The 26,062-nt window shown below is 70.3% G+C and carries 22 protein-coding genes and 3 pseudogenes; 11 read left to right on the top strand and 14 right to left on the bottom strand.

Annotated features, from left to right (window positions below):
• The first annotated feature begins 2 nt into the window (after nucleotides 1-2).
• Together FBY24_RS02810 and FBY24_RS02815 are read left to right on the top strand one after the other, a co-directional pair.
• Nucleotides 3-1,175: a PP2C family protein-serine/threonine phosphatase gene (locus tag FBY24_RS02810; protein ID WP_142157880.1), complete on the top strand. Its 1,173-nt coding sequence runs from the start codon at nucleotides 3-5 to the stop codon at nucleotides 1,173-1,175.
• Nucleotides 1,176-1,295: 120 nt separating this feature from the next.
• Entirely contained in the window at nucleotides 1,296-2,102 is an 807-nt protein-coding gene (locus FBY24_RS02815) for a hypothetical protein (RefSeq protein WP_142157882.1), read from the top strand.
• A gap of 490 nt (nucleotides 2,103-2,592) precedes the next feature.
• Here the strand turns inward: FBY24_RS02815 and FBY24_RS02820 are convergent, their stop codons facing one another.
• Together FBY24_RS02820 and FBY24_RS02825 are read right to left on the bottom strand one after the other, a co-directional pair.
• Entirely contained in the window at nucleotides 2,593-3,141 is a 549-nt protein-coding gene (locus FBY24_RS02820) for a PIN domain-containing protein (protein ID WP_255432186.1), read from the bottom strand.
• An 11-nt stretch (nucleotides 3,142-3,152) separates the two neighbouring features.
• The gene (locus FBY24_RS02825) at nucleotides 3,153-3,644 is read right to left on the bottom strand and encodes a helix-turn-helix domain-containing protein (protein WP_142157886.1); all 492 of its coding nucleotides are present in this window, start codon (nucleotides 3,642-3,644) and stop codon (nucleotides 3,153-3,155) included.
• 169 nt (nucleotides 3,645-3,813) lie between these two features.
• On the opposite strand from FBY24_RS02825, the gene FBY24_RS02830 reads away from it, so the two are divergent.
• Complete coding sequence (locus FBY24_RS02830) at nucleotides 3,814-4,185, top strand: hypothetical protein (protein ID WP_142157888.1); 372 nt, start codon at nucleotides 3,814-3,816, stop codon at nucleotides 4,183-4,185.
• A gap of 482 nt (nucleotides 4,186-4,667) precedes the next feature.
• On the opposite strand, the gene FBY24_RS02835 is transcribed toward FBY24_RS02830, so the two are convergent.
• Nucleotides 4,668-5,240 (bottom strand): DUF664 domain-containing protein, encoded by a 573-nt coding sequence (locus FBY24_RS02835; protein ID WP_142157890.1) that lies wholly within the window; start codon nucleotides 5,238-5,240, stop codon nucleotides 4,668-4,670.
• Between the two features lie 152 nt (nucleotides 5,241-5,392).
• Between FBY24_RS02835 and FBY24_RS02840 the strand changes: the two genes are divergently transcribed.
• Complete coding sequence (locus tag FBY24_RS02840; protein WP_142157892.1) at nucleotides 5,393-7,216, top strand: ABC transporter ATP-binding protein; 1,824 nt, start codon at nucleotides 5,393-5,395, stop codon at nucleotides 7,214-7,216.
• Between the two features lie 34 nt (nucleotides 7,217-7,250).
• Here FBY24_RS02840 and FBY24_RS02845 read toward each other — a convergent pair whose 3' ends face one another.
• Nucleotides 7,251-9,404 (bottom strand): DEAD/DEAH box helicase, encoded by a 2,154-nt coding sequence (locus tag FBY24_RS02845; protein ID WP_255432187.1) that lies wholly within the window; start codon nucleotides 9,402-9,404, stop codon nucleotides 7,251-7,253.
• A gap of 339 nt (nucleotides 9,405-9,743) precedes the next feature.
• Nucleotides 9,744-11,138, bottom strand: a complete 1,395-nt coding sequence (locus FBY24_RS02850; RefSeq protein WP_142157896.1) for an endo-1,4-beta-xylanase — start codon at nucleotides 11,136-11,138, stop codon at nucleotides 9,744-9,746.
• Nucleotides 11,139-11,607: 469 nt separating this feature from the next.
• Here FBY24_RS02850 and FBY24_RS02855 point away from each other — a divergent pair, with 469 nt between their 5' ends.
• Together FBY24_RS02855 and FBY24_RS02860 are read left to right on the top strand one after the other, a co-directional pair.
• Nucleotides 11,608-11,826, top strand: coding sequence for a hypothetical protein (locus tag FBY24_RS02855; protein ID WP_142157898.1), 219 nt, complete (start codon nucleotides 11,608-11,610; stop codon nucleotides 11,824-11,826).
• 113 nt (nucleotides 11,827-11,939) lie between these two features.
• Nucleotides 11,940-12,386 carry a hypothetical protein gene (locus tag FBY24_RS02860; RefSeq protein WP_142157900.1) on the top strand — a complete coding sequence of 149 codons (447 nt, stop codon included), beginning with the start codon at nucleotides 11,940-11,942 and terminating at the stop codon, nucleotides 12,384-12,386.
• Between the two features lie 214 nt (nucleotides 12,387-12,600).
• On the opposite strand, the gene FBY24_RS02865 is transcribed toward FBY24_RS02860, so the two are convergent.
• The 9 genes and pseudogenes from FBY24_RS02865 to FBY24_RS19735 form a co-directional block, all read right to left on the bottom strand.
• Entirely contained in the window at nucleotides 12,601-13,317 is a 717-nt protein-coding gene (locus tag FBY24_RS02865; RefSeq protein ID WP_142157901.1) for a hypothetical protein, read from the bottom strand.
• 205 nt (nucleotides 13,318-13,522) lie between these two features.
• The gene (locus FBY24_RS02870; protein ID WP_142157903.1) at nucleotides 13,523-13,741 is read right to left on the bottom strand and encodes a hypothetical protein; all 219 of its coding nucleotides are present in this window, start codon (nucleotides 13,739-13,741) and stop codon (nucleotides 13,523-13,525) included.
• Between the two features lie 130 nt (nucleotides 13,742-13,871).
• Nucleotides 13,872-14,168: a hypothetical protein gene (locus tag FBY24_RS02875; RefSeq protein WP_142157905.1), complete on the bottom strand. Its 297-nt coding sequence runs from the start codon at nucleotides 14,166-14,168 to the stop codon at nucleotides 13,872-13,874.
• A 440-nt stretch (nucleotides 14,169-14,608) separates the two neighbouring features.
• Nucleotides 14,609-15,133 carry a suppressor of fused domain protein gene (locus FBY24_RS02880; RefSeq protein WP_160158409.1) on the bottom strand — a complete coding sequence of 175 codons (525 nt, stop codon included), beginning with the start codon at nucleotides 15,131-15,133 and terminating at the stop codon, nucleotides 14,609-14,611.
• Nucleotides 15,134-15,885: 752 nt separating this feature from the next.
• Nucleotides 15,886-16,623: a hypothetical protein gene (locus FBY24_RS02885; protein ID WP_142157909.1), complete on the bottom strand. Its 738-nt coding sequence runs from the start codon at nucleotides 16,621-16,623 to the stop codon at nucleotides 15,886-15,888.
• A 39-nt stretch (nucleotides 16,624-16,662) separates the two neighbouring features.
• Complete coding sequence (locus FBY24_RS02890) at nucleotides 16,663-18,753, bottom strand: DUF262 domain-containing protein (RefSeq protein ID WP_142157911.1); 2,091 nt, start codon at nucleotides 18,751-18,753, stop codon at nucleotides 16,663-16,665.
• 374 nt (nucleotides 18,754-19,127) lie between these two features.
• Entirely contained in the window at nucleotides 19,128-19,412 is a 285-nt protein-coding gene (locus FBY24_RS19725) for a transposase (RefSeq protein ID WP_370510966.1), read from the bottom strand.
• Nucleotides 19,413-19,414: 2 nt separating this feature from the next.
• A pseudogene (locus FBY24_RS19730) lies at nucleotides 19,415-19,969 on the bottom strand (DDE-type integrase/transposase/recombinase); the annotation flags it as partial.
• A gap of 82 nt (nucleotides 19,970-20,051) precedes the next feature.
• Nucleotides 20,052-20,273, bottom strand: a pseudogene (locus FBY24_RS19735) (transposase); the annotation flags it as partial.
• A gap of 78 nt (nucleotides 20,274-20,351) precedes the next feature.
• On the opposite strand from FBY24_RS19735, the pseudogene FBY24_RS19740 reads away from it, so the two are divergent.
• From FBY24_RS19740 to FBY24_RS02920, 5 genes and pseudogenes are all read left to right on the top strand, one after another.
• Nucleotides 20,352-20,546: pseudogene (locus FBY24_RS19740) on the top strand (IS30 family transposase); the annotation flags it as partial.
• A gap of 64 nt (nucleotides 20,547-20,610) precedes the next feature.
• Nucleotides 20,611-20,853 carry a hypothetical protein gene (locus tag FBY24_RS02905; RefSeq protein ID WP_142157913.1) on the top strand — a complete coding sequence of 81 codons (243 nt, stop codon included), beginning with the start codon at nucleotides 20,611-20,613 and terminating at the stop codon, nucleotides 20,851-20,853.
• A gap of 290 nt (nucleotides 20,854-21,143) precedes the next feature.
• Nucleotides 21,144-22,457: a hypothetical protein gene (locus tag FBY24_RS02910; protein WP_142157915.1), complete on the top strand. Its 1,314-nt coding sequence runs from the start codon at nucleotides 21,144-21,146 to the stop codon at nucleotides 22,455-22,457.
• Nucleotides 22,454-24,925, top strand: a complete 2,472-nt coding sequence (locus tag FBY24_RS02915) for a ThiF family adenylyltransferase (RefSeq protein WP_142157917.1) — start codon at nucleotides 22,454-22,456, stop codon at nucleotides 24,923-24,925. Before FBY24_RS02910 ends, FBY24_RS02915 begins: the two co-directional genes overlap by 4 nt.
• Complete coding sequence (locus FBY24_RS02920) at nucleotides 24,922-25,995, top strand: patatin-like phospholipase family protein (RefSeq protein ID WP_142157919.1); 1,074 nt, start codon at nucleotides 24,922-24,924, stop codon at nucleotides 25,993-25,995. The genes FBY24_RS02915 and FBY24_RS02920 overlap by 4 nt, the downstream gene beginning before the upstream one ends.
• Nucleotides 25,996-26,062: the final 67 nt, after the last annotated feature.

Genomic DNA, 26,062 nt, shown 5'->3' on the forward strand with positions numbered 1-26,062 from the left:
CGATGCGCGGACCCGAGGACCCCGCCTTCCAGGAGGCGCTGCACCGCGACGACCCGGGTCTCCTCGACGACCACGCCCCGATCGGGTACCTCTCGACCACGCCCGACGGCCTGATCGTGCGCGTCAACGCCACGTTCCTCGCGTGGACCGGGCACCGCCGGGAGGACCTCGTGGGGCGGCGCCGCTTCGTCGACCTGCTGCCCGTCGGCGGCCGGCTCTACCACGAGACCCACTACGCGCCCACGCTGCGCATGCAGGGCACGGCGCGGGAGATCGCCCTGGAGATCCTCTGCGCCGACGGCCGCCGCCTGCCCGTGCTCGTGAACTCGGTGCTCGACCGCGACGCGGACGGCACCGCGCGGGTCGTCCGCACCGCGGTGCTCGACGCCACCGAGCGCCGCCGGTACGAGCAGGAGCTGCTGGCCGCCCGGCGCCGCGCCGAGGAGTCCGAGGCGCGGGCCGTCGAGCTCGCGCAGACCCTGCAGCAGACCCTCATCCCGCCGACCCCGCCGCACGTCCCCGGCCTCGACGTCGCCGCCGCGTACCGGCCCGCGGGCGACGGCCGGCACGTCGGCGGGGACTTCTACGACGTCTTCCAGGTCGCCACCGACGACTGGGTGGTGGTGCTCGGCGACGTGCAGGGCAAGGGCGCCGAGGCGGCCGTCGTCACGGCCCTCGCCCGGTACACCGTGCGCGCCGCGTCGGTCGACCACGACGAACCCAGCGCCGTGCTGCGCACCCTCGACCGTGTGCTGCGCCAGGCGGAGACCGACCGCTTCTGCACCGTCGCCCTCGTCCGCCTGCGCCGCACGGACGGGCGCTGGCGGGCGACGATCGCGTGCGGCGGCCACCCCCTGCCTCTGCTGCGCCGCGCCGGCCTCCCGCCCGGACCGGTCGGCACCTACGGCCCGCTCGTCGGCATCCTGCCCCGGGCCACGTTCACCGACACCGACGTCGACCTCGTCCCCGGCGACGCCCTGGTGCTCTTCACCGACGGCGTCCCCGAGGCCCGGCGCGGCGGTGACTTCTACGGGCCCGACCGGCTCCTGGCCGTCGTCGACACGCACCGCGGCCCGGCGGCAGACGTCACGGACGCGATCCTCGCCGACGCCATCGCCTTCCAGTCCGACGACCCCCGCGACGACATCGCCGTCGTCACCATCGCGGTCGACTGACGCACACGACGTCCCCGCGGGCGGCAGAGGGGCGACGATCCTGCCGCGCATCCTGCGGTACCGGGCTCGCGGCTGGGGCACGATGGGACGGCCCCACCCGGTCGGACGACGAGGAGTGCCGTGACCGCCGCGCGACCTGGGAAGCGCCCGTCCATGGCGCCGGAGGAGGCCGCACCGCGCGGGCGCGGCTGGGTGCTCGAGACCAGCGACCGACGACCAGGCGCGTGGGTCGTGCGGTGCGAGCACGACCGGCCCCTCGTGGTGATCTACGCACGACGGAGCGCCGACCCGCTCCCTCCGGACGACGAGCTCGCTGCGCTCACGCGCGATGCCGTGGGGGCTCTGCTGAGGGACGCCGGGGTCCCCGACGTCGTCGGGTGGACGACCCGGAACGTCACGAACGCCCTGATGATCGCGGCCAGAGACGTCGCCTCGTGGGAGGGCGACGAGTGGCAGGTCGAGCCCGGCGGCGACCCCGCGACATCGTGGGCGACGCCGGCCGACGGCCGGACCCCGTTCGCCTGGCTGCGCGCACGGGGCTCGTCGGACACGCGGATCGGCACCTACCAGGACGACGGCGCGTTCGGGCTCAGCTTCGTCGACGTCCCCGACATCGACGTCATGGCGATCGCCGCGGGCGAGCTCCGCCCCCGGACCGGACTCGATCTCGCCAGGGGCCGCATCCATGGCGCGGACGTCGTCCTCGAGACCGGTGTGGAGGGCGCCCGCGCGGCGACGCTCCTGACGGAGGTCCTCCTGCACGGCGACTCGGGGACGACACTGCTGGTCGCCGCTGAGGCGTACTCACGCAGCGAGTGGCGTCGTCATGACGAGTCGGTCGTCGCGGTCCGCGACCTGTCCGCTGCGGACGTCCTCCCCTGGTCGCCTCCTCGACCTCCATGGCGACCGCCGCCCGTGCCGACCTGAGCACGGTGCGCGGCGACGCCGGCGGGGTCAGGGCACGACCGGTGACCCACCGACGGTCCGACCGATCCCGCAGGAATGGGCGCCGGGGCGCCGGACACCCACCAGTCGACCGAGGAACCCGTCGCGTCGAGGCGGTCGGCCGCCTCGAGCACGTGCCGCTCGACAGCCGGCGGCAGGCGGACGCCATGCTCCTCGACGTAGTGCGCCAGGCCCTCGGGCCACGCCAGCACTCCGTCGGTCAGCTCGCCGGAACCGTTGTTCCGCCCGCACATGCGGCAGGGCGACAGCCCCATCCAGCCCCTGTAGTAGGTCCCGTGGCGGAGGTATCCGACCACGCCGAAGCGGTCGTCCTCGTCCCACTCCTCGTCGACGAGGTCGTGCGGATCCGGGAGCTCGGGATGTGTCGCGTTGCGCCAGTACCCGATCATGTGCAGCGTGGGCGCGGGGCCGCTCGGCGCTCCGGTCGCCTCCACGCCGCGCGTGCTCTCGGTCATCCGACCTTCGCCTGCATGTGCGCGGCGAACCCCACCGCCCCGGCACGGTGCAGCGCGCGGAGGACCTGCGTCGGCGTGGTCGGAGGACGCGTCTTCGCCGCCGCCCTCGACCAGACGACGTGGACCATCGCCGACTCGTCGAGATCCACGAGGTCGAGCAGGAACTCGTCCGCGCTGAGGGCGTGGAGGCCGAGTTCCGCCATGGGCGCCGGCGGGAAGTCGCTGAGGTTCGCGGTGACGACCGCCTCGGCCCCGCCGCGGATCGCGGCCGCCACGACGTGCCGGTCGTCGGGATCGCCGCCCAGGACGATCCCGTCGACGAGCGCTTCCCACCCGTGGACGAGGGCATCGTCGAACGCCGAGTTCATCGCGTGCAGGCGTGCGTCCACCCGGGACGGGTCCAGATGTGGGCGGACACGCACCACCGCCGCGCGCACCTCGTCAAGGATGCGGGCCGACCACAGCGGGCGGTAGAGGCCGGCCTCTGCTGCTCCCAGCAGCACATCGGCGAGCGCGACGGGCACGAGTACGTTCGCGTCGAGCACCGCACCGAACGTCACTCGGACGCCCCGGCGCGGCGCGCCTCACGGAGTGCCTCCGTGTAGTCGGCGGCCGAGTCCTCGTAGAGACCGTCTTCGATCGCCTGGCGGGTCATCTCGTCGAGGATCGCGCGACGGGTCACGCTTCGGCGCTCGCGGTACGCCAGGACGTCGTCGAGGCGAACACGCCGGTGCCGCGTGGTCTTCTCGAAGGGGATCTCATGACTCTCGAGGAGCTTCACGAGGGTCGGCCTGGATATCCCGAGGAGGTCGGCCGCCTGGCTGGTGGTCAACCGCGTCGCCACGGGCGCGACCATGATGGCTTGACCGTTGCGCATGGCGTCGAGCACCTGCTCGAGCACGTCGTGCACCTCACCGGGCAGGACGATCTCCGTACCGTCTTGCCCCCGCAGACGCGCGGAAGGCTGCCGGAGGACGGCGGCGAGCGCGTCGATGACGCCGCCGTCGGCGACAGGAAACGTCACGGGACTCGCGGCAGTGGCGCTCATGGCTTCATGATCCGAACAAGACGAAAAAATCGCAAGTCCCGGCTCCATGTCGCGGCGCCCTTGCGGACCCGCGCCGCCACGCCTGTCGTGAGAGGTGCCCTGAGAGAGATGCACTGCGCCGCGGCAGTCCCCGCGACGACGGGGACGCGGCGCGGCTAGGTTCGCCCGCATGACGCAGAGCCGGGACGACGTGGTCACGCTGTGGCGGCCGACGGGGCCGAACGAGCTCGCGCTCGTCGAGGCCACGGGGTTCCGCCGCTGGCCGCCGCGGCTGCCCGACCAGCCGATCTTCTACCCCGTCCTGAACGAGGACTACGCCGTGCGCATCGCCCGCGACTGGAACGTGCCCGCCTCGGGCGCCGGGTTCGTCACGCGGTTCGACGTGCGGCGCGCGTTCCTCGACCGCTACGACGTCCAGCAGGTCGGCGGCCAGACGATCCTGGAGTACTGGATCCCGGCCGAGGACCTGGAAGAGCTGAACGACAACATCGTCGGCACGATCGACGTCGTCCAGCGCTTCGGTGCGGACCGCCCGCGCTGACCTCGGCTACCGCGTCCGGTCGCCCGTACTCCCGCTGAGCCTGGCCCGACGGAGGTCCCGGACTGTGAACAGTGCGGACGCGGCGCACGCCAGGAGCATGGTCATCAGCCACCAGTCGAACACCCGGGCGGCCACTGCGGCGCCGGCGATCTCCAACGCGGCGACACCGGGCAGCACCTTCTCGCGCGTCGTCATTCGAGTGGCCCCCTTGCGTCGTGACCGCGAGGCGCGGTGCGCCGCACAGCCTGCGTCGTGACCGTCGGGCCACCCCTCAGGTCTACCGCACGGCGAGCACAGCACGCAGTCCTTTCGCGGGTGTTCTGGCTGATCACCCGTGCGTAGGCCGTGCCAGGGCACAGACGTCCGCCGGGGCGTCCGGGTCCTCGTGCTCGATCTCGTACGCGCACTCCCCGCAGCCGTCGCCGGGCTCGTGCTCGCGCCACTCGTGGCCGCACGCAGCGCAGGTCGGGCGAGGCGGGCGCCTACGCATGCGGCCTGCTTGGCGGGAGCATCGGCCAGTCGGCGGGCGGGTCCTCGCCGACGCGGCCGTCGATCGCCTCGCGCAGCAGGTCCATGTGACCGGTGTGGCGGCCGTACTCCTCGACGAGGTCGTGCAGGTGGCGGCGGATGCTGGGGCGGGCGCCGTCGAGCTCCAGGTGGCCGGGCCGGTCGAGGCCGCCGGCGTCCACGAGCTCGCGCATCGTCGCGCGCGACCGGCCCACGGCTGCCGCCCAGATCCCGTAGACCTGGTCCGCGGTCTCGTCGGGGTCGACCGTGAACTGCCACCGGGCCACGTCGTCCTCGGGCACCAGCCTCCACGTCACCGGCGGGCGCCCGCCGATGCGCCAGCTGAACACGTCGTCCTCGCACACCGCCAGGTGCTTGAGCAGCCCGCCGACGCTGAGCTCGGACGTCGGCACGGGGCGCCGGCGCAGCTGCTCGACGTCGAGGTCGTCGGCCTTCCAGCGGAACGTCGCACGCAGCCGTTCCAGCGTGCCCGTCAGGTGCTCGACGTCGGTGCCGGCCAGCGGCGGCTCCCACAGCGGATCGGTCATGGCACTCCCCCTGACGACGACGTCCCACGGTGCGGTTCGCACCCTACGCCCGGGCACCGACGTCGTCCGGCCCGGGGCCGGCCTCGTGCGCCGTCGGCGAAACCGGCGGCAAAGGCGACGACACGCCTTGCCCCCGGTGCTCCAATCGGGTGATGAGCACCGACGCCGCCGACGCTCCCCCGCCCGTCCCGCTGCGCTGGCAGAACATCGCGGTGCTGTGGGGGTTCGTGCGCCCGCACATGCGCACGGTCGTGATCGGCACGGTGCTGGGCCTGGGGGCGACCGCCACGGCGCTGACCATGCCGATGGCGACCAAGTGGGTGCTCGACACCCTCGGCACGGGCGTGTCGCTGCGGGGGCCGGTCGCGCTGCTTGTGGGGCTGCTGGTGCTCGGCTCGATCACGGGGATGATCCAGTGGATCGTGCTGGGGCGGCTGGCCGAGAACATCGTGCTCGACGCCCGCCTGGCACTGGTCGGGCGGATGCTGCGGGGTCGGCTGGGCGACGTGCAGCGCCGCACCCCCGGCGAGCTCGTCACCCGCGTCACCTCGGACACGGTGCTGCTGCGCGAGGCCGCGTCGTCGAGCATCGTCCAGCTCGTCAACGGGCTGGTGTCGCTGGCCGGGACGATCATCCTCATGGCAGTGCTGGACGTGCCGCTGCTGCTGTCGACGCTCGGGGCGATCGTCGTCGTCGCCGTGCTCATGGGGCTGCTGCTGCCGCAGATCGGGGTCGCGCAGCGCAAGGCGCAGGAGTCCATCGGCAACGTCGGCTCGACCCTGGAGGGTGCGCTGCGGGCGCTGCGGACCGTCAAGGCCAGCGGCGCCGAGGACCGGCAGGCCGAGCAGGTGACCGTGCAGGCCCGCGAGTCCGCCCGGCACAGCATCCGCGCGGTGTACGTCACGGCGTTCGCGTGGACCATCGCCGGCGGCGGCATCCAGCTCGCGATCATCGTGATCCTCGGCGTCGGGGCGTGGCGCGTCGACGCCGGGACGCTCCAGGTGTCGACGCTCATCGCGTTCCTGCTCTACGCGTTCAACATCGTCGACCCCATCACCACCCTCACGGGGGTGTTCACGCAGCTGCAGTCGGGCGTCGCGGCGGCCGCGCGCATCCGCGAGACCGAGTCCATCCACATCGAGGACCTCACGGCCGGCCGCGACCACCCCGAGCCCACCGGCACGGGCGACGCCCCGCCCGTCCTCGCCCTGGAGGGCGTGCGCCTCACGTACCCCGGGGCTACCGGACCTGCCGTCGACGGGGTCGACCTGGCCGTCCCGCGCCGCGGCCACACCGCCCTCGTCGGCCCGTCGGGCGCCGGCAAGACCTCCGTCATCTCGTTGCTGCTGCGCTTCCTCGAGCCCGACACCGGCACCCTGCGCCTGGACGGCGTGCCGTACGACGAGCTGAGCATCGCCACGGTGCGCGCCCGGTTCGCGTACGTCGAGCAGGAGACCCCGCTGCTGTCCGGCACGGTCCGCGACAACCTCACGTTCCGGTACCCCGAGGCCACCGACGACGAGATCTGGGACGCCCTGCGCGCCGTGCGCCTGGAGGCCACGGTCCGCGCGCTGCCCGAGGGCCTCGACACCCCCGTGCAGGCCACCGACCTGTCCGGCGGCGAGCGTCAGCGCGTCGCCCTCGCTCGCGCCGTCGTCCGCCGCCCCGCGGTGCTGCTGCTCGACGAGGCGACCGCCCAGCTCGACGGCCTCACCGAGGTCGCCGTGCAGGACGTCATCCGCCGCACCGCACGCGACGGCGCCGTCCTGACCATCGCGCACCGCCTGTCCACGGTGGTCGACGCCGACCAGATCGTCGTCCTCGAGTCCGGCCGCGTCCGCGCGCGCGGCACCCACGCCGAGCTCCTCGCCACCGACGACCTCTACCGCGAGCTCGTCGCCGCCCTCCGCATCGCCGAGCAGGAGGAAGCCTCTGCCGAGCCGCTCCCCGAGCCCGAGACCGCACCCCTGACCTGACGGTCCCGCGGCGCGCGACCGGCGGGCCCGGTGCTCAGACCACGCCCTCCGGGGCGAGGGCGTCGGTGAGGAGGCTGACGAGCGCGTCGAGCTGGACGTTCGTCGACGAGTCGGTCTCGTCCTCCTCGGCGCCGTCGAGCGCACGGGCTGCCAGGCCGGACTTGCTGTCGATGAGCTCGGCGATCTTCGAGTCGATGGTCTGCGCGGCGATGATGCGCCACGCGGTGACGGGCTCGGACTGGCCGATGCGGTGGATGCGGTCGATGGCCTGGGTCTGCTCGGCGTCGGTCCAGGAGAGCTCGGCGAGCACCAGGTTGGACGCGACCTGCAGGTTCAGGCCCACACCGGCGGCCATGAGCGAGCACACCGCGATCGAGACCTCGGGGTCCTCGGTGAACGCGGTGATGTTCTTCTCGCGGGCCTTGGGGGTCTGGTCGCCGCGGATCGACGCGTAGCGGATGCCCCGCTCGGCGAACGTCTGCTCGGCGGTGTCCATGACGTCGACGTGCTTGGCGAAGAACACGACCTTGCCGACGTTGCGGGCCAGCTGGGCGGCGTAGTCCGCGGCGAGCCCGGCCTTGGCCTGGCCGATGCGCCGGACCATCGTGAAGACGTTCTCGCCCTTGGCCTTGGAGCTGGAGTCCTTGAGCTCGGCGGCCGCGACCCGGCGGGCGAGCTCGAGGTCCACACCGGCGACGGCGGACTCGCCGCGCGCCTCCAGGGCGGCCTGGTAGCGCTGGACAAGACGGCGCGTGAGCACCTCCTCCGCGGCACGGATGGACCGGCCCACGGCCCCGTCGAGCTCGACGGGCAGGTCCGCGACGCGGCGGGCCGGGATGTCGTCGACCACGTCGACCTTGCGCCGACGCACGACGCCCATGTCGATCACGGCCGAGCGCGCGGCCGCCGCGAAGCCGCGGTCGGCGGGCGTCAGACCGGTGTCCTCCAGCGCGTTCATCAGCGGGCCGAGCGGCTGGGTGTCGTCGATCCAGCCGAGGAACTGCCAGATCGCCCGGAAGTCCTCGATGTCGTTGATCAGCGGCGTGCCGGTCAGCGCCATGAGCAACGGCCGGGCGGTGCGCTCGCGGATCCGCTCGGAGATCGCCAGCACGTGCTGGGACCGCTGCGAGGACTTGTTCTTGATGAAGTGCGCCTCGTCGACGACCATGCCGCGGAACCCGTGCTCGCCGAGCCACCCGACGTGCCGGTCGAGGATCTCGTAGTTCACGATGATGACGTCGGCGAACCCGTCGACCTTCTCGCCGTCGCCGTGCACGACCGTCGCCCGGCGCAGCGGCATCCACATGCCCACCTCGTGCGCCCAGTTGGTCTTGACCACGTTCGGCGCGACGACGAGCAGCGGGAACGCGTCGGCGGCCTGCGCGGCGAGCAGCGCCTGCGCGGTCTTGCCGAGCCCCGGCTCGTCGGCGAGCAGGAAGGTGCGGTGCCCGCGGGTGGTCGCGGCGACGACCTGCGACTGGTGCGGCATGAGCTCACGGCCCAGCAGGCCGGGCACGGGGCGCGGGTCGGGCAGCGGCATGCACGCCGGCGCCCCGGGGCCGGCCTGCTCGAACGAGCGGAACAGCGGCTCCAGCAGCTCCCACCCGGCCAGCCGGCGCGGCTTGGCGGCGACCCGCTGGGCGGCGGCCTCGAAGTCCGGGGCGAGGAACGGGTTGGCGAGCTGGCGCGAGAGCACCGACCGCGGCACCACCCGCTTGTCCGCGCCCGGCGCTGGCGTCGGGGCCGGTCGGGCGGGCTCCGGGTCTTCGGTGGGCTCCAGCCCGCCGGCGCGCATCACCGTGGCCTTGTAGGTGCGGGCGGCGTCGGAGACGCGGGCGTCCTCGGCCAGCAGCTCCAGCAGCGACGTGTCGCGCGCCGCGATGCGGGCGAGCTGCGTGGCGACCCCGTCGAGCCGCTTGAGCTGCTCGGCCCTGCGCCCCTGCGTCAGCGTGGCGTCGCCCATCACGCGGGCGCGCTCCTCGCGCACGATCAGCGCGACCACCTGGAACTTGGTGCGCGTGCCCGGCTTCATCGGCGGCCGGGAGACGGCGTTCTCCACCTCGCGGGCGATGTCGGCGAGCACCGGCACGATCCCGCGCTCGGCGGGGCGCTGGGCCCGTCCGCCCGCGGGTCGCCGACCGGGCTCGGCGCTCGCGCGACCGGTCCGACGCTGCCCTGCTCGCGCCACATCTCCTCCTTCTGCCTCCCCCGGCACGGACGCAGCGCGCCGTGCGACGGGCATGCCCGAGCGGGACGGGCGCGGGGTCCTCGGGCAGCGTCCTGCTGCCGTCGCCTGCCGCGACGCGCTCGGGTACGACGGGCGTCGACCGGCCGGCGGTGCCTGGTGCCCACACGCCGCGGTCCGCTTCCGTGACCCCGGCACACCTTCTCACGGCGAGGCCCTCACGGGCACGGGTGACGGGGCACGCGCCGTGAGACGTGCGCCGCAGGCACGACGACGGCGCCGCACCCGGAGGGGGGTGCGGCGCCGTCGTCCTGCGCGGCGTGGAGCCGGGGTCGGATCAGGTCAGCTGCAGGACAGGGCTCCCGGGGCGGGTGCGCTGCCGTTGCCGATGAACCCGAAGGTGGTGGTCTGGCCGGCGGCGACCGACCCGTTGTAGGCGGCGTTGCTCACGACGCCGTTGGCGAGGACGCCGTTCCACACGTTGCTGGTCGACACCCCGCCGGGCAGGGTGACGCGCCAGCCGTTGATCGACGACGTGCCGGCCCGGACCGTGACGGTGGCCTGGTAGCCGCCACCCCAGCTGTTCGCGATCGCCAGGCTCGCCGAGCACGTGCCCGTCGGGGGCGGCGTCGTGGGCGTGGGCGTCGGGGTGGGGGTGGGCGTCGGCGTCCCGGTGGGCGTCGGGGTGGGGGTCGGCGTCGGGGTGCCCGTGCCGCCCGCGTTCAGGGTGTTGAGGGTGCTCGTGTACGCGGCCTTCTTGTTGCCCGAGCCGTCGAACAGCAGCGGCGTGCCCGAGGCACGCCACGAGTCGGTGTCCCGCACGCCCCACACGGTGATGCCCGTGCAGCGCGCCACGTTGAGGCAGGCCTGCACCACGCGGCGGTAGTTCTCCGCCTGCGCGGCGCCCGAACCCTCGATGTCGAGCTCGGTGATCTGCACGTCCACACCCAGCGCCGCGAAGGACGAGAGGGTGGTCTGGTAGTTGCTGGGCACCGGGCTCTGGGCGTTGAAGTGCGACTGCAGGCCCACGCAGTCGATCGGCACGCCCCGCGCCTTGAAGTCCCGGACCATGGTGTAGACCGCCTGCGTCTTCGCGTGGGTCCAGTCGTCGGTGTTGTAGTCGTTGTAGCAGAGCTTGGCGTTCGGGTCGGCGGCGCGGGCGGCGCGGAACGCGGCCTCGATCCAGTCGTTGCCCGTGCGCTGCAGGTTCGAGTCGCGCCGGGCACCGGAGGACCCGTCGGCGAAGGCCTCGTTCACCACGTCCCAGGCGTAGATCTTGCCCCGGTAGTACGTGGCGACCTGGGTGACGTGGTTGAGCATCGCGTTGCGCAGCGCGGTCCCGGACATGTTCTGCATCCAGCCCGGCTGCTGGGAGTGCCACGCCAGCGCGTGCCCGCGGACCTGCTTGCCGTTCTGCCGGGCCCAGTTCACGATCCGGTCGCCCTGGGTGTAGCTGAACTGCCCCTGGGACGGCTCGGTCGCGTCCATCTTCATCTCGTTCTCGGCCGTGATCATGTTGAACTCACGGTTCGCGATCGTCGAGTACGTCGAGTCCGACAGCCGGCTCGCCGCGATCGCGGTGCCGAAGTACCGCCCGCTCTCGCCCGCAGCCGCCTGCAACGTGCTGCCCGCAGCAGCAGCCGGCAACGCCATCGTCACCGCCAGTGCAGTAGCGGCCAGGCCGCCCACGAACGCGCCCAGCCGGCGACGTCGGGCCCTCAGGTCGGGGTTCGTCATCGATCCCTCCTCAGTGGTCGAAGCGCCGGCAGCAGCCGGCGCCCCACCCTGAGCGCGCGACCTGGAGGGGGTCAACAGACGGACGTCTTCCAGATAGTTTCGATCGTCGACCCGAAACGCTTATTCACCCTTCCGGGTGACACTTGGGTCGGTTTAGCCGCCCTCCGGGGACGCGAGGACCACGCGCCCGAACAGGCCAGAGGCATGGTCCGTGGCCATCTGCCGACACTTTCGACGGCCACGACGCGCCGGCGGATCGACAGCGACGTGCGGCACCCTCCCGCGAGGTCCGAGCGCGGTTCCAGCGCGGCGGCCCGGTAGTGTCGCCGCGTCCGTTCAGACGCCGCAGCCCGGCGCCCCGTGGGCACATGTCGGGACGTCGTCCTGGTTCGCGGGACGGCGACTCCTCTCGTGCACGGAGGTGCAGACCATGCAGGTGACGCTCCATGTGCTGGCAGCGGTGTCGGGCATGGCACTGATGACTCTCGCCGGCGCCCGCACGTCGTCACGTGCGGCGGTGCCGTGGCAGATCGCCGCGTGCGTGGGGTACATCGCCGTCGGCGTCGGTGGCCTCCTCGGCTCGGACGGCCTGCCGACGTGGTCCGTGTACTTCCTGATCGGAGGCGGGTTCGGCGTCCTCGCCTCCGTCGTGCTCCACGGGGCGAAGCGGCGCACGCTCCAGCAGTAGTTGCGGCCGCGACCGCCCGCGGCACATGCGCGTCCGGCGACGCGGCACTGACCTTCTCGCACCGCGGCACCTGACGAGATCCCCGATGCCGTCGGCCCTCCTAGGCTGGTCCCATGCGCCTGACGGAGCCAGCACACACGGACACGCTCCTTCTGCGAACCGACTACTCCGACGACGCCGCCTGGCGCGCTGTGGTTGCCGCCGTATCGGAGTCGTACGACGACGGCGACACCGAGCGACTCGGGCCGCTGATGCAGCCTGTCGAGTCGCCGGAGCTGGACGGCCTGACGCCACGCGACCTGGTCGAGCTGCCCCGCGACGGGTACATGTCGTGCCTGGGGGTGGCCGACGCCCAGTCGATGAGGGACCTCACCATCGTGCTCGTCGACCTCAACCCGTACAACGAACAGGTCGGACGTACCTTCCGCGTCGTCCCGGAGCAGATCGAGCCCATCCTGGTGAACCTGTCGATCGGCAACATGGACTTCTTCGAGTTCGCCGACTCCGCAGGCCCGGACGGCGTGTTTCGCGGGTTCGGACGATCGGCGACCACCGGCTGACGCCAGCACGCGGGGCGAGCGGGCCTGGCCCGCGCAGCGACGAACCAGGTCCGCTCCCCGCCCCCTTCACTACCCCGTCCTGGCCTCCCGGACTTCGGTCATGCCACGACGAACAGCGAAGCCAGTCGGCCCGACGCAGTGACGGGGAGCGTGGCTTTGTGGGAAGACCGGCGCGCCGGACGGCGTGCAGGACCGCGACTCCCCTGGCCGGCGCTCAGTCCAGTGCGTCGGCGATCCGGAACGACGCCCCGCACAGCGAGCACGTCGCACGACCGAACAGCTGCCGCAGCTCGCGGGCGACCTCACCGTGCCCGTGCTCCCGGCACAGCTCCAGCAGCCGCACCTCGGCCGGCCCCAGGTCGCCGGGCTCAGCCTCTCGCACGGCGATGCCGTCGGTCTCCCCCTCCTCGTCCACGATGACAAGCACGCCGTCGACCACCTCCACGCACACGGCCTCCGCGCACGACGGACAGTCGGCTTCGATCTCCCCGTCGACCAGCGCCTCGAGGTGCGACGACCACGCACCCAGGTCCTCGACGGCGGCCACGGCCAGCAGCGTCCAGATCACGTCGGTGCGCGCCTCGACGAGACCGACCTTGCGCGATGCAAGCTGCCGCAGCGCGGCGATCTCCTCTGCGTGCTCGTCCCGCTCCGAGCCCGCACCCGCCGGCACGTCCATCGCCCCGATGATCGCCGCCGCGAGGTGCAGCGCCGGGTCCACCGCCACGTCGGGCCGCGACCGCGCCATCTGCACCAGCGCAGGCAGCGCCGCATAACTCGCCGGCGCCACCGACCCCTGGTGGCACAGTCGCGACCACAGCTCGTCCCAGACCGGCGCCCGCATGTCCGTCACCTCGGCGGCCCGGGCCAGGAGCCGCGGCATCTCGTCCGCGCTCCCGTACACGTCCAGCACGTCAGCCCACTCCGTCACGGCTCCGAGCCAACCACCCCGCCCGTCCGCTCGGGCCGGATCAGGCCACCCGATACCCCGCGCACCACGGCGCACATGTGTGCCCCGTTCGTCAGCGCTCAACGACGCGGCCCAGCGACGTGATGAGCGTTCCTGGCGGGACGTCGGCCCGTTCGAGCGCGAACAGGAAGAGCATGAACTCGGTCTCGTCGACGAGATCCGGATCTTAGGGGTGGTTGAGGTTCGCCTCGGCGATCAGCTCGTCCCCATCCGGGCGCAGGCACCTGGCGTGGAACGCGTGCACGGCGAAAGGCCGCCAGCGCGGGCCGCTCTGCAACTCCCCGAAGACCACGATGAAGTCACCGGCCCTGCGGCCGACGGGCTCGTAGAAGCGCCCGTCCGTGAGGAACCGGATCTCGGCACTCAGCTGGTGCTCGAAGGCCACGGGCGGAGCATAGGTGTCACCGCGTCCGGAACACCCCTGTCTCGGGGATACGCAAGGGTGGACGTGCCGACCGCGGCCAGCAGATCCGTCGTCGACGGGCCACAAGTCTGCTCGTGATGCTCGAGACGGCTCAGGACTCGGCAGGGACCCGAGCCTGCCGCGACCGCATGGCAACGACTCCGAGGCCCGCGCCCGCCACCACGGCGATCAGCCACGCGCCGAGCCATGGACGTGTCAGCGGGATGAACCACCCCGCCATCGTGAACGCGAGGCCTACCGCGCCAGCGAGGTCGAACCAGCGCCCGACCCGGGGCGAGATGAAGGAGTCCCACGTCGTGAGAGCGACGCCGTAGAAGGGACGAACGGCGATGAATGCGGCCGCGAACGTCGTCACGCACGCCAGCACTGCGGTGAGCGCGCTCGGCATGGACGATTCCCCCTCTGAGTCCCCGGTCGACGCGACCGTCGATGCACCGCGAGCACGCTGTCAATCCCGGCGCGCTGAACGTAGCAGCGCCCTGCGGCAGAACCTGAGGACCCTGGCCGAGCGACTCGACCTCGATCGTCCACCGAGTCAACGGCCTCGACGGCGACTACCCGCTGCGCGCGTCGGATCACGTCGGCCACGTCCGGATGGCTCGCATCGAGCCTGGACCATGACGACCCGCCCTTCACGTGCACGCGCGAAATCTCCTCGCCTGTGCATCTCCCGCTCCGTACGGTGAGCGCCAGCCCGCCCAAGGCGTGTCTAGCCGGTAACGGCACGCTCTGCCCGCAGTCGGAGAAGGTGGCTGCCCGTTCGAGCCGGGCCGGGTCCGGGGCCCTCCTCGCACTGCGGGTGCGATGGAGGGCCCGCCCCCGGCGGCGTCAGCCGCCGACGACCGTCACCAGCAGCGCGTCCTCCTGGCGCATCTGGTCGGTCACGGCAGCCGCGTCCGCCTCGAGGCGCGCGAAGGTCTCAGGGCCGATGCCGACGAGCTGGAGGAACTGGACCCGGCCGTTGGGTGTGTGGATCTCGCCCAGCTCAGGGTCGGCGACGAGGAGGACACCGTTCAGCGGAGTCTCCGGGCCATCCGAGTGAGGGTGCCCGGTGATCGAGCTGCCGATCGTGAAGAAGCTCCCGTCGGCGAGCAGGACTCCCGCGTCGGACGCCCACTTCGCCACCCGCTGCAGCACCGTGAACGGCCACCCGGGCGCCTCCCCCTCAGCACCCGCGTCCCGCACACGCCACGTCAGCTCGTAGCCCCAGCCGCTGAACCCGTCGTTGTCGCCCTCGTCGTCGTCGAAGAGGTTGCTCAGCCCATACGTCACGTAGTGCCAGTGGTCGCCGGCCCGGTACGCGCTGCACCCCTGCAGCACCGAGCCGAACGCGCGCCCAGGGGCATAGGCCACGTGCCGCGGCGGCTGGTCGCCGTACAGCCGCCGACAGGCCGCATCGATCGCGTCCCATCCCGCAGCAGTCACTTCCCCGGACTCTGCAGCGACGCCCTCCGTGCCGTCAGCACCCGACGGACCCATCCCCGCGCCGTCGCCCTCAGGTCGGCCGCTCGTCTCGGACACCCGTGCGCTCCTCGCCCTCGTCACCGAACTGATGCCGGTGAAGCCTGCCACGCCGGAGGTCGGCGGACTCGCCGCTCGCTCCCTGACCAGCACGAGTGCGCCTCGTGAGGCCCGTCAATCGGATCGTCCGAAGTCCCGACACCCGCTATAGGAGTTCGATCCTGGATTGTGGATAACGCTCTGACCTGCGGAAATACATGCGGGCAGTTCGCGTGATGACCCCGTTCCGGGTTGCTCGCTGACCACACGTTGACCACGGATGACCTGACTCTCAGTGTTGGCACCTTGGGCCATTGCGCACGCGACGATCGGTACGGAAGCGACCGCTGGGTAGTCGCCCTGACACGTTCTACGCCGCGCGACCAGAGCGCGTAGCAGTGCGCACGACGGCGGGCTCGACGCCCGCGACGTTTGGCGGTCAAGCGTCGGGCTTGCGAGACGCTCCGCACTCGGCAACCCATCACCCGACGCCGCCGTGCCCCAACCGCGTCGCGAGCCGAGCAGATGGGGCGTCGTCCTCCGGACGTCCTCGGAACCACGTACGTCCCGAGCACCCTAAGCCACCCGGCCGAGCGCAGGGCCGTTCAGGATAGGTCGGAAGTCCGGTCGGTTGGGCCGCCCGTCACGCGCCCGTACGAGGGATCGAGCTCGACGACTCGGTGGATGAGCGAGAGCAGGTTCGGCCCAACGTGTCGCTCGACTAGGCCTGGCTTGACTCCCAATGGCTTCTCGGACTCGGCGACGAGCCCCACGTCAATGGATGTCCCCGACACGTCGTGCACCCGAGCGACGACGCAGGCGTACGCGCGGCTTCTCATGCGAAGCCTTTCCGTCACATCCCTCGGGACTGCTCGGCCCTCCTGGAACCTCAAGTACTTGTCCCACTCCTCGCCAGGGTCTGGGAGGTCCAGCAACTGGTCTGCGTTGCCGAACTTCGCTGCCCATGCAAGCGTCCCCTGATCGGCCGGCAAGACCGTCCTGCCAGAGTCGGCGTACGGCTTGAAGTTCGAGTCGCGAGCCACCCGTCGCCATCCAGAAGGCGAAAGGACGTACAGCGTCAACCGCCAAGGAGCCTCAAGCTCGAGTTCGACGGCCAGGGTGCCGAGGAAGTCCTGAATCCGCGTCCCTGCTTTGAGGCGGGCCTTGATTGCTGCTAGCTCGTTCGCCTCGGACCTCTCCTCGAGCATCGCGCCCCACGACGCGTACCCGTACAGGATGAGCGAGATGATGAGCAGCCCGAGGGCAAGCCACGGACTCGCAAGTGTCGCGACGCCCGTGACGAGCCCGGCGACGCCAAGGACCTCGCCACGAGAGCGAGCCACACGGCGTGCGTTCTCGCGCAATGTCGACATCCCGATCACCTACCGGGAAGCGCCGTCCGCTTCCCAGCGCCCGGCATCGATCGCTCTGAGCTGGGCAACGGTGAGCGCAGGTGTCTCGTAGATCGGGGCTTGTGCCTGGTAGCCGGCCGCAGCGAGTTGTGCGACGAGCTCTTCGCTTCTGTCCTTGGGGAGGGCCTCCAGCAGTCGCCCTCCGGGCTCAAGGACCTTCACCGCGAGGACGGGCGGCAGCGACGACAGCTCGTCCCACACCGCCTCCAAGGGCACTCCGTAGTACTCCGCAAGCACACCCAGAGTTGTCCACGCATCCTCGGGCAGCGACGTCAGCAGTTCGGCGAGGCCCGCCCGCGTGACGGGACTGCCCTCCGTCTCGTCATTCGCAAGCGCGGGGCGAGTCCAGATCCGAAGGGCGACCTCGGCCAGCTCTCGGGATCGGGCTAATATCTCTCTTTCGGTCCACTGATCGTGTTTGGTAAGGTCAACCGACAACCGAACAAGGGAGTCGAGGTAGAGGGCGCGCTTCTGCGGAAATATGCGCCGACCCAGCTCCGGATTGTATCCTGTTAGCGTCAGATTTCCAAGCGTATGGACGCGGGCGTACGTTCTTTCCGGGATGTCGCCCAGTTCCATCAAGTAGTCGCGCCAGTCGTCGCTGATTCTCTGAGGCATGACGTGCTCGACCTGAAGATCCCGAGTGTCGACTAGCTCCGAGCCCGCGGTTGCCCATTCGATCCGCTCAAGAATGAACTTGACCTGCGTAGTTTGCGCCGTCGCATAAAGCGGCGTCGAGATGGCACGTTCACGAACCTCTTCATCGGTCGGCCAATAGCGTTGGTCAGCGGCGAGCAGCCTCGCGAGCTGGGGTGCTAGCGGCCCGTCGTTGAGCAACGGAGGAATGCCCGTCAGGATGCGGTTGAGATTGTTTGTAGGAATGGCACAGATTGCGCGCCTTACCATGAAGGATAGAACATGATCCAGCGCCTCGGCTACATCGCCGGTCTCCGCCAAGTCACCCGCGTGACGGCTGAGGAGCTCAAGCGTTAGCGAAATATGGGTGGAGCTACCCCAAGCCGCCAAGTCGTGGAGGCGCCGCAGTACCGCCGCGGGCAATGCTGCATTCTCAGGGTCCGCGAAGGCTGCGCTCTGTAGTGGGGGTGGGTCGATCACGGCAGCATAAAGCCAGGACTCTCGGTGGAGTCGCTCGAGCTCCCGGGCGATCGTCGCCGACCCGGTCCGGCTTGAGGAGCCGGACAGCCGGTCGAGCCGCCGCTCGTAGGCAGGGTAAAGATCCTTCTGGGTGGCCTTCGCGTCAGTCCTGGCTACCTGAGCCCACAGGTACCGTTGTGCTTCCGTTTCGCCAAGCTTGACTTCCATAGGCTGCCACAGTTCCGTGTGCGCCTCTTCGACTATGTCTGGATTGAGCGACATGAAGAAGCGGTTTCGAACGAGGTCAAGCGGCGACAGCTTCTGCCCTGCGTGATTCAGCGTGTGGAAGATGTGATTCACGTTGTCGCCAGGCGAGGTCGTGATATCCACGATCAGCAGGCGGAGCAGGATGGCGATCTCGAGGCGACCGAAATCGACCTGACCGTCCCGCCGCGCGAGGCCTCTGATCGCTGATGTGAAGTATGAGTACGCACGTCCTGGCTGCCCCGTCGGCTCGCCTTCAAAGAGGGTCTTCCTAAAGGCTTCCCGATCGCGTGCCGTCGGGACCAGCTTGTGCAACTGCTCAGGGTTGTAGGGATTTGTGAGGAACTGATGGTCATAAGCCTCCGACCTCCACAGGGGGTCGGCCCTTCTTCGCTCGTCTCGCACGACTGCAAGCAGAAGCATCAGTGTGGTTAGGCGCTGCTGCCCGTCAATAACGAGGTAGCGCGTGACTGTGGAGGCCGGCCCGGGGGCCGGATGCAGGACGATGCTCCCGAGGAAGTGGCCCTCTCCATCGCGCATGGTACCGGCAACAACATCCACGTTGTCGTACTGCTCAACCAGGTCCTCCCAGAGCTCCTTCCAGTCGTCACCTCCCCACTTATAGCGGCGCTGAAAGAGCGGCACGAGAAACACCTTCGTGCCCGAAAGCATCTTCTGGACCGTAGTCTCCTTGGCCTGCACGCCATTTCCTCCCTCTCAGAAGCTCTGGGTCAGGCTAGTACCCTTCGCACTCTTGTGTTAGGGGTTGCCGGGTGAGGTTCGGAGCCGACGGAGCAGAGCCCATGACGTGCGCCGACCTGCATCCCCGGCACACGAAGCATCGAGAATCGACTGCCGTCTTCTGCCCCTGCGTCGGACGGGGGCGTGCTGGGGAGCACCGGGAGCTTGCGGCCAGCCGGGCGACGGCCCGATGCCTAGGCGAAACCTCATGCCGAACCCGGGTCGGCATGAGTGCCTGCGAACCCGGAGGGGCGTCTCCCAGCGCAAGTGAACCGCCCCGGCTTCCGTGGAGGCTCTGGGCTGTGCCGGGTTTCGTAGAGTCGGGTTGCTGGACGCTAGGCCACGGTGATCGGTTGTCTCGCCTCGAACTCTAGGGGTGTGAGCCAGCCCAAGGCGGAGTGTCGGCGCTGGCGGTTGTGGAAGATCTCGAGGTACTCGAAGATCGCGTTCGCCAGCTCCACGCGGGTCCACCAGTGCCTGCGGTCCAGGAGCTCGACCTGCATGCGGGACCAGAACGACTCGATGACGGCGTTGTCGTAGCAGTCCCCGATTGATCCCATCGAGGGCACCAGGCCCGAGTCCTTGGCGCGGCGGGTGAACGCCCAGGATCCGAACTGCACTCCATGATCGGAATGTATGACTGTGCCGGGCGGCGTCGCCGGCTGTCGATCGCCATGCCCAGGGCGTTGGTGACCAGGGCCGCGGTCGGCGATGAGTCGATCGACCAACCAACGACCCGGCGCGAGCAGACGTCCAGAACCACGGCGCAGCAGATCTTGCCCTCACGAGTGTGGTGCTCGGTGATGTCGGTGACCCACAGCTGGTCGAGCCCTTCGCGGCGGAACTGCCGGTCGACCAGGTCGGTGGAGATCAGGTCCGGGTGGGGCCGGCGCCACTTCGCCCGCCCACCGATGCCCTTGAGCCCGGCCTGTCTCATCAGCATCGACACAGTCCCATGCCAGACCGTCAGGCCACGCCCGATCGTCAGCTCGGCGTGGACCCGTCGGACCCCGTAGACCCCGCGCGAGGTGGCGTGGATCTCGCGGATCGCGTCGGTGCGGATCACGTGACGTATCGACCGCTGCGACGGGGCGCGGGTGCGCCAGGCGTAGAAGCCCGACTCCGAGGTCGCCAGCGCGCGCATGGCGACCTGCACGGGCAGGCCCTCCTCGGCCATCACCGCGATGGCCTCGAACCGCCTTTGGTGGGCACCACCTTGCGAGCAGGTCACTGGCCCGTCGGTGCACCGCCAACTCAGCCTCGAGCTCGGCGATCCTGCGCTTGGCTGCGGTCAGCTCGGACTTCTCTGCCGACGTCAGCCCCGGCGCCACACCGCGGTCGATGCGGTCCTGGCGGCGCCAGGTGTAGATCGACTCCTCGCTGATCCCCAGATCACGTGCGACATCGGCGACGCTGCGCCCGCTCGCGACCAGATCCAGCACCCTGCGCCGGAACTCCGGCGGATACCCACGTCGTCCCACAAGGCTCTCCCTTAAGGGTCAAGTGGCACCAGAGTCCAGGAACTCGACTCCACCGAACGCGGGACACACCACGAACGGCTCGCTACCGACCTGGGCCTGCGGGTTTACTTCTGCAACCCCAAGAGCCCCTGGCAGAGCGGGAGCAACGAGAACACCAATCGGCTGATGCGTCAGTACCTACCCCGCGGTGCCGACCTCAGTTCGCTGTCCGTTGAGCACCTGGACGAGCTAGCGGAACGGATCAACACCCGGCCACGACGGGTTCTGGACTGGGACACCGCAGCGTCTAGCTTCCGAGCCAGTCTGAGCGCCGCGGCAGGAACGTGGACGGATCGTCGTGCGCACCTTGCCGGGAGGGTTGATCTGGCTGGGTCGAGACCCGCAGGCACCCTCTGCCGCGCTGCTGATGTGTGACGTGCGAGCGGGACGCGACCGTGCCGTCCGGCACGAGCTCGCCGCCGCCCTGGTCGACCTCGTCGAGGAGCACACCGGCGTGGTGAAGATGAATGCGAAGGTCGAGTTCACCCAGCACACCGGCGACGAGATGTACCACCCGCTTCTGGGGGGGCCTCAACCGTGACTGGGACACGACCGAGGCCCTGGCGCCCGACCGAACACCCGTGAGGGCCCCTTGGCCGGGTCGTGATCCCGGCCCGGCCATTCGGACGCTGCGGCCCGTCACGGGCCCGGGCGTCTGCGCTGGTCCGCTCCCCCGGCAACGACGGCTGCTCCCGGATGTACTGGCTCGTGACGGCCTTCGCGGTCGGTGGCCAGCGTGGAAGAGCCCCCGTCAGAATGTCGGTGCCCACAGCTAGCCTCGACGGAGGCCTGGTGTCGCGCCCGACGACCGGCGGCTAGAGAGGCGATCGCATGGTCCAGTCTGAGGGGCTCCCTGCCCGCGGTGTGGTGTTCTGGCCGGTCGGTACCGGCGACAGCACGACGGTCGTGGTTGACGACCTCGTGGTGCTGCAGGTCGATCTGCACGACATGGCGAAGGCCGATGACGAGGCCACGCCTGAGGTCGCGGTGGTCGACCGGCTGATCGAGGCGCTGCCTCTGGTGGACGGCGTGCCCTACCTGGCGACCTTCGCGCTGACGCATGCCGACAAGGACCACTGTCTGGGGTTCGCGGACCTGCTGGACCGGGTCAGGATCGGTGAGCTGTGGTCCACGCCCCGGTTGTGGCGCGAGTACAACGACCCTGACGCTCCGGCGCTGTGCGCCGACGCGGTTGCGTTCCGGGAGGAGTCCGAGCGGCGCATCGCGGCAACGATGGAGGCGGTGAAGGCCGCAGAGGCCCCAGCCAGTGGGGATCGTATCCGGGTCATCGGATACGACGACGACCACGGCTCCCACGCCTACGACGAGCTGCCGGATGAGTACCTGGCGTGGCCGGGACAGTCGCTGACGGTGCTGGACGGTCACGAGCGGGCGGGGGTGTTCGAGGCGTTCATCCACGCCCCGTTCAAGGACGACGCCGCATCGGCGCGAAACGAGACGTCGCTGTCGATGCAGGTCACCCTGACCGACGAGACCGGTGTGGACGGCAAGGTGCTGCTGTTCGGTGACCTGGCCCACGACACGATCATGAAGATCTTCGACTACAGCGAGTACTACGACCGTGAGCAGTACCTGGCGTGGGACCTGCTGCTTGCCCCGCACCACTGCTCCAAGCGCGTGATGTATCAGAAGGACAGCGACGGCAACGAACGGCTCCAGCTGGACGTCCTCAACGCGTTCGAGCGCAACGCCCGCCCGAACGGGATCATCGTGTCCAGCAGCGGGGTGTTCCCCGACGTGGACGTCGATGGGCACAACCCGCCCCACCGGATGGCGGCAGACCGGTACGCGGAGATCGCGGACGAGGTCATCTGCACGATGTCCTGGGTCGATGAAGCAGCACCGTCCCCGGTCGTGTTCGGCGTTGACGCGACCGGCGCGCGCGTCATCCGTGGCGACCTCGTGCACAGTGCCGCGACCGAGGCCAAGAGTGAACTGGCTGCCTCAGCGACGGGTCGCCGGTTCGCTGCCATCACGGCAGCCGCCGTCGCCGTCGGTAACGCGATCCCCACCGCTGCTGTCGCCGCGCCGTCGGGAGCGGGTCCGGAGCGTGTCGATGCGGCGGTGGCGGCCGACCGGGGCGGCAGCAGTGCCCCAGAGACTCCGGTCGGGTTCGGTCGTTGAGCAACCTGGCCCACCGTCAGCTGTCCGACCTCGCCGACGTCAGCGGCGGCGCGATCCAGCTCCTGGGAGTGGAGCAGGACGACAAGGGCCAGACCACGTTCACCGTCTCCCTCGACACCTCCGGGATCATCACGAGCGGGCCAGGCATCCGGGTGCGCGCACGGGAACGATTCGAGATCCTCGTCGGGCCCTCCTTCCCGTTGGCGCACCCGGATGTCTACGTCATGCACCGCCGATGGGCGGGGACTCCCCACGTGCAGTGGGGACGCCTGCTGTGCCTGTACGCGGCTCCCTCGGTGGAGTGGAACCCGGCGGACGGGATGCGCGGCCTGATCGGTCGGCTCAACCTCTGGTTGCAGCGTGCTGCGGTCGGAGAACTTGACCCAGCCGGTCAACCGCTGCACCCGCCGGTCGCCTACAGCTCCTACAAGAACGGCTGGGTCGTGGTACGACCAGACGTGGGCGAGCTCGCCCCCTGGAGGGACACCGAACCCGACTCTGCTCCGGTACGCCTGCTGTACGCCTGGTGCGCTCAGCGAGGCAAACGGATCGACGCGTTGGAGTGGCTGACCGGACAACAGGTCCACCAGCGGCTGGTGGCTGACGAACTGCCGGCCCGCGACGAGGCCGGCACGGCGCTGTTCGCCGCCCCGCTCATACTCATCAGCGACACCCTCGATATGGAGTACCCCAGCACTGCCGACGCCCTCGCGGGCTCGCTCGAGACCTACGGGTACAGCCGCGACGAGCTGCTACGGGCCTTCGTGACCGCCCGCACCATCAACAAGGCAGTCGGTGTCGCGCTCGAAGGGGATGGCGCCGTCCCCGCCATGATGCTGCTCGGCACGCCCGCACGCCGCCTCGAGCCCGGACAGGCGCTGGCTCACATCACGGCGTGGCATCTGGATGACCTGGGGGCGCAGATCACCGATCTACTGCAGGACGTCAGCGCCGAACACGTCGAACTCACCAAGCGCGTGCGCGATCTCGCGGAGAGCTGGTTGGGCTTCGCCAAGATCCAGTGGATGGTCATCCACGAAGCGCGCTCGGAGGTGACCCGACGCCGCGACTCCGGATCACCCGCCCAGTGGCTCACGGGGCGCAAGGTACTGATCCTGGGCTGCGGTGCTCTCGGCGCACCGATCGCGGAACACTGCGTCCGCGCCGGAGTCGCACAGCTGCACCTGGTCGACAAGGGCGTCGTTACGCCCGGAATACTGGTCCGGCAACCCTATGAGGACGCCGACATCGGCTACAACAAAGCCGAACGACTCGCGCAGCGGCTCTCTCTCATCCGAGGAGACCTCACCGTCACCAGCGCCCGAGGTGACATCGTGACCGGCACGCTCGCCGATCCGGCACCGCTGCTGGAGTACGACCTCCTCATCGACGCGACGGCGGACATCGGAGTGCGGGTCGGGATCGAACGCGTACGCGCCGCCGCGCGCGAGAACTGGCCACCGATCATCAGCGCGCTGTTCGGTCACACCGCGCAGCGAGGCATCGCCACGGTCTCGATGACCGGGGCCACCGGCAGCGGCCACGACATCCTGCGTCGCCTTGCCATCGACACTGTCACCAACCCGCCCCCCGGGTGGAGAACGATCACAGAAGACCTGTTCCCGAACCCGCCGCGCACGGACCGGTTCTTCCCCGAGCCAGGCTGCTCAGCCCCCACCTTCACCGGCGCCGCAGCCGAGGTCACGGCACTGGCATCCGCCCTGTTCTCCAACGCCCTGGCCACCCTGGCCGACGCGGAGGCGGCGCCGATGTCCGCGATCGGCTGCGACCTGGCGCCGACAGCATCAGCTGCCCGACCCGTGCCGTTGACCTGGACGAACGATCACACCCTCATCGACCACACCGGTGAGTACGAGGTGCGCATCAGCAGACGGGCGCTGGCCGAGATGCGCACCGAGACGCGCCGAGGACAACGGGTGCGCGGGGCACGCGTCGAGACCGGAGGGATGCTCCTGGGCAGCCTCGACGAAGCCACCCAGACCGTCTACATCGACGGCGCGAGCGGCCCCTCGCCCGACAGTCACCTGTCGGCGGCGCACTTCGATCACGGCGTCGAGGGCACCCAGGAAATCGTCATGAGCATTCGCACCGCCACGGTCGACCGGGTCGGATTCGTTGGCATGTGGCACACCCACCCGCACGGGATCGCCTCACCGAGCCGCACCGACGAGGCCGGTATGGCTGACATCGTCGCGCCAGACGGCACGGGGCGCAGGGCCGTCATGCTCATCCTCGGCGGACACGGAACCTCCTGGCAGGCATGGCTGGAGACAGGCACACCGCCCGATCTTTACGTGCGTGTGGTCGACCGCACGACCCAGTCCCGACCGGAGGGTCCCGTCGCGCTCCACCTCATCTCGGCCAGCGCATGGTTCCCGGGCGGCTACGCCTACCCGAGCCACCGAGCCCCCGAGGACGATCACGAGCACTCGGGTGAGCACCAATGACCGCAAGAATCGGCCTCGCCCTGTCCGGCGGCGGGTTTCGCGCCACAGCCTTCGGCCTCGGGGCGCTGCGAGCCCTCCACGACCGCGACGTCCTGGACAAGGTCAGCGTCGTCTCCGGCATCAGCGGCGGCAGCCTCCTGACCGCCCTGTGGGCCTACGGGCCCCGACGGTTCCAGGAGTTCGACGACACCGTCACCGCCCTGCTCCGAGGCGGCCTGCAGAACGAACTCGTGCGCCGCGCCTTCGCCCCACACGCCGCCTTGCGCTCAACGTTCAGCGCGATGCGTGCCCTCAGCACACGGCAGGGGCGCTCCTACTCCCGCACCGACGCGCTGGTCGAGGCGCTGGCCGCGCGCCCCTTCGGCGCCGTGCCGATGGCCGAGGTCACGCACGCCGGCCTGGACACGATCATCTCCGCCACCGACATGCGCACCGGCAACGCCGTCAGGTTCGGCAGCGCCCTGAGCGCGTCCTCACCCTACGGACGCATCGTCGATGAAGTGCGCGTCGCGGAGGCCGTCGCCGCCTCAGCAGCGTTCCCCGTCCTGCTCCCCGCCCTCCACCGGCATTACGCATTCGAACGGACCGACGGCACCCGCCACGAGGACACGCTCGTCATGACTGACGGCGGCGTCTACGACAACCTGGGCCTTACCCCACTACTGCCCGGCAGATCCCCCCAGCACAGCCCTCACGTCTACAACCTGGACTACATCATCGCCGTCGACGCTGGTCGAGGACGCGGAGCACGAACGGCATCGCGCTTTCTCACCGGGCGACTCGCGCAAAGCTTCGACATCACGCACACCAGGTCCCAAGACGCGGCCCGCAACCGCATCCATCTCGTCGGCGAGCGAGCCGAGATCACAGGGTTCATCCACGTCTACCTCGGCATGCAAGACCAGCGGCTCCCGACCCCCGTGGCCGACCTCGTCCCACGCAGCGCCGTGCACGCCTACCCCACCAACTTCGCGGCCATGACCCAATCAGACCTTCAAGCGCTCGCCCTGAGGGGCGAGCAGCTCACCCGCACACTCATCACCGCGTACACGCCGGACCTCGGCTGGTAGGTAGTCCTGCAGATGCCCCCCGCCACACTGTGTTGAGCGTTCCGCGCGACGTGCGCCCTGGCTTGCG

The sequence above is a fragment of the Cellulomonas sp. SLBN-39 genome, from assembly GCF_006715865.1.
Taxonomy (GTDB): Bacteria; Actinomycetota; Actinomycetes; order Actinomycetales; family Cellulomonadaceae; genus Cellulomonas.

Coding starts and splice junctions, on each gene's coding strand:
- FBY24_RS02810 (WP_142157880.1), top strand. CDS start 3: ATGCGCGGACCCGAGGACCCCGCCTTCCAGGAGGCGCTGCACCGCGAC.
- FBY24_RS02825 (WP_142157886.1), bottom strand. CDS start 3,644: ATGAGCGCCACTGCCGCGAGTCCCGTGACGTTTCCTGTCGCCGACGGC.
- FBY24_RS02830 (WP_142157888.1), top strand. CDS start 3,814: ATGACGCAGAGCCGGGACGACGTGGTCACGCTGTGGCGGCCGACGGGG.
- FBY24_RS02835 (WP_142157890.1), bottom strand. CDS start 5,240: ATGACCGATCCGCTGTGGGAGCCGCCGCTGGCCGGCACCGACGTCGAG.
- FBY24_RS02840 (WP_142157892.1), top strand. CDS start 5,393: ATGAGCACCGACGCCGCCGACGCTCCCCCGCCCGTCCCGCTGCGCTGG.
- FBY24_RS02850 (WP_142157896.1), bottom strand. CDS start 11,138: ATGACGAACCCCGACCTGAGGGCCCGACGTCGCCGGCTGGGCGCGTTC.
- FBY24_RS02855 (WP_142157898.1), top strand. CDS start 11,608: ATGGCACTGATGACTCTCGCCGGCGCCCGCACGTCGTCACGTGCGGCG.
- FBY24_RS02860 (WP_142157900.1), top strand. CDS start 11,940: ATGCGCCTGACGGAGCCAGCACACACGGACACGCTCCTTCTGCGAACC.
- FBY24_RS02875 (WP_142157905.1), bottom strand. CDS start 14,168: ATGCCGAGCGCGCTCACCGCAGTGCTGGCGTGCGTGACGACGTTCGCG.
- FBY24_RS02910 (WP_142157915.1), top strand. CDS start 21,144: ATGGTCCAGTCTGAGGGGCTCCCTGCCCGCGGTGTGGTGTTCTGGCCG.
- FBY24_RS02920 (WP_142157919.1), top strand. CDS start 24,922: ATGACCGCAAGAATCGGCCTCGCCCTGTCCGGCGGCGGGTTTCGCGCC.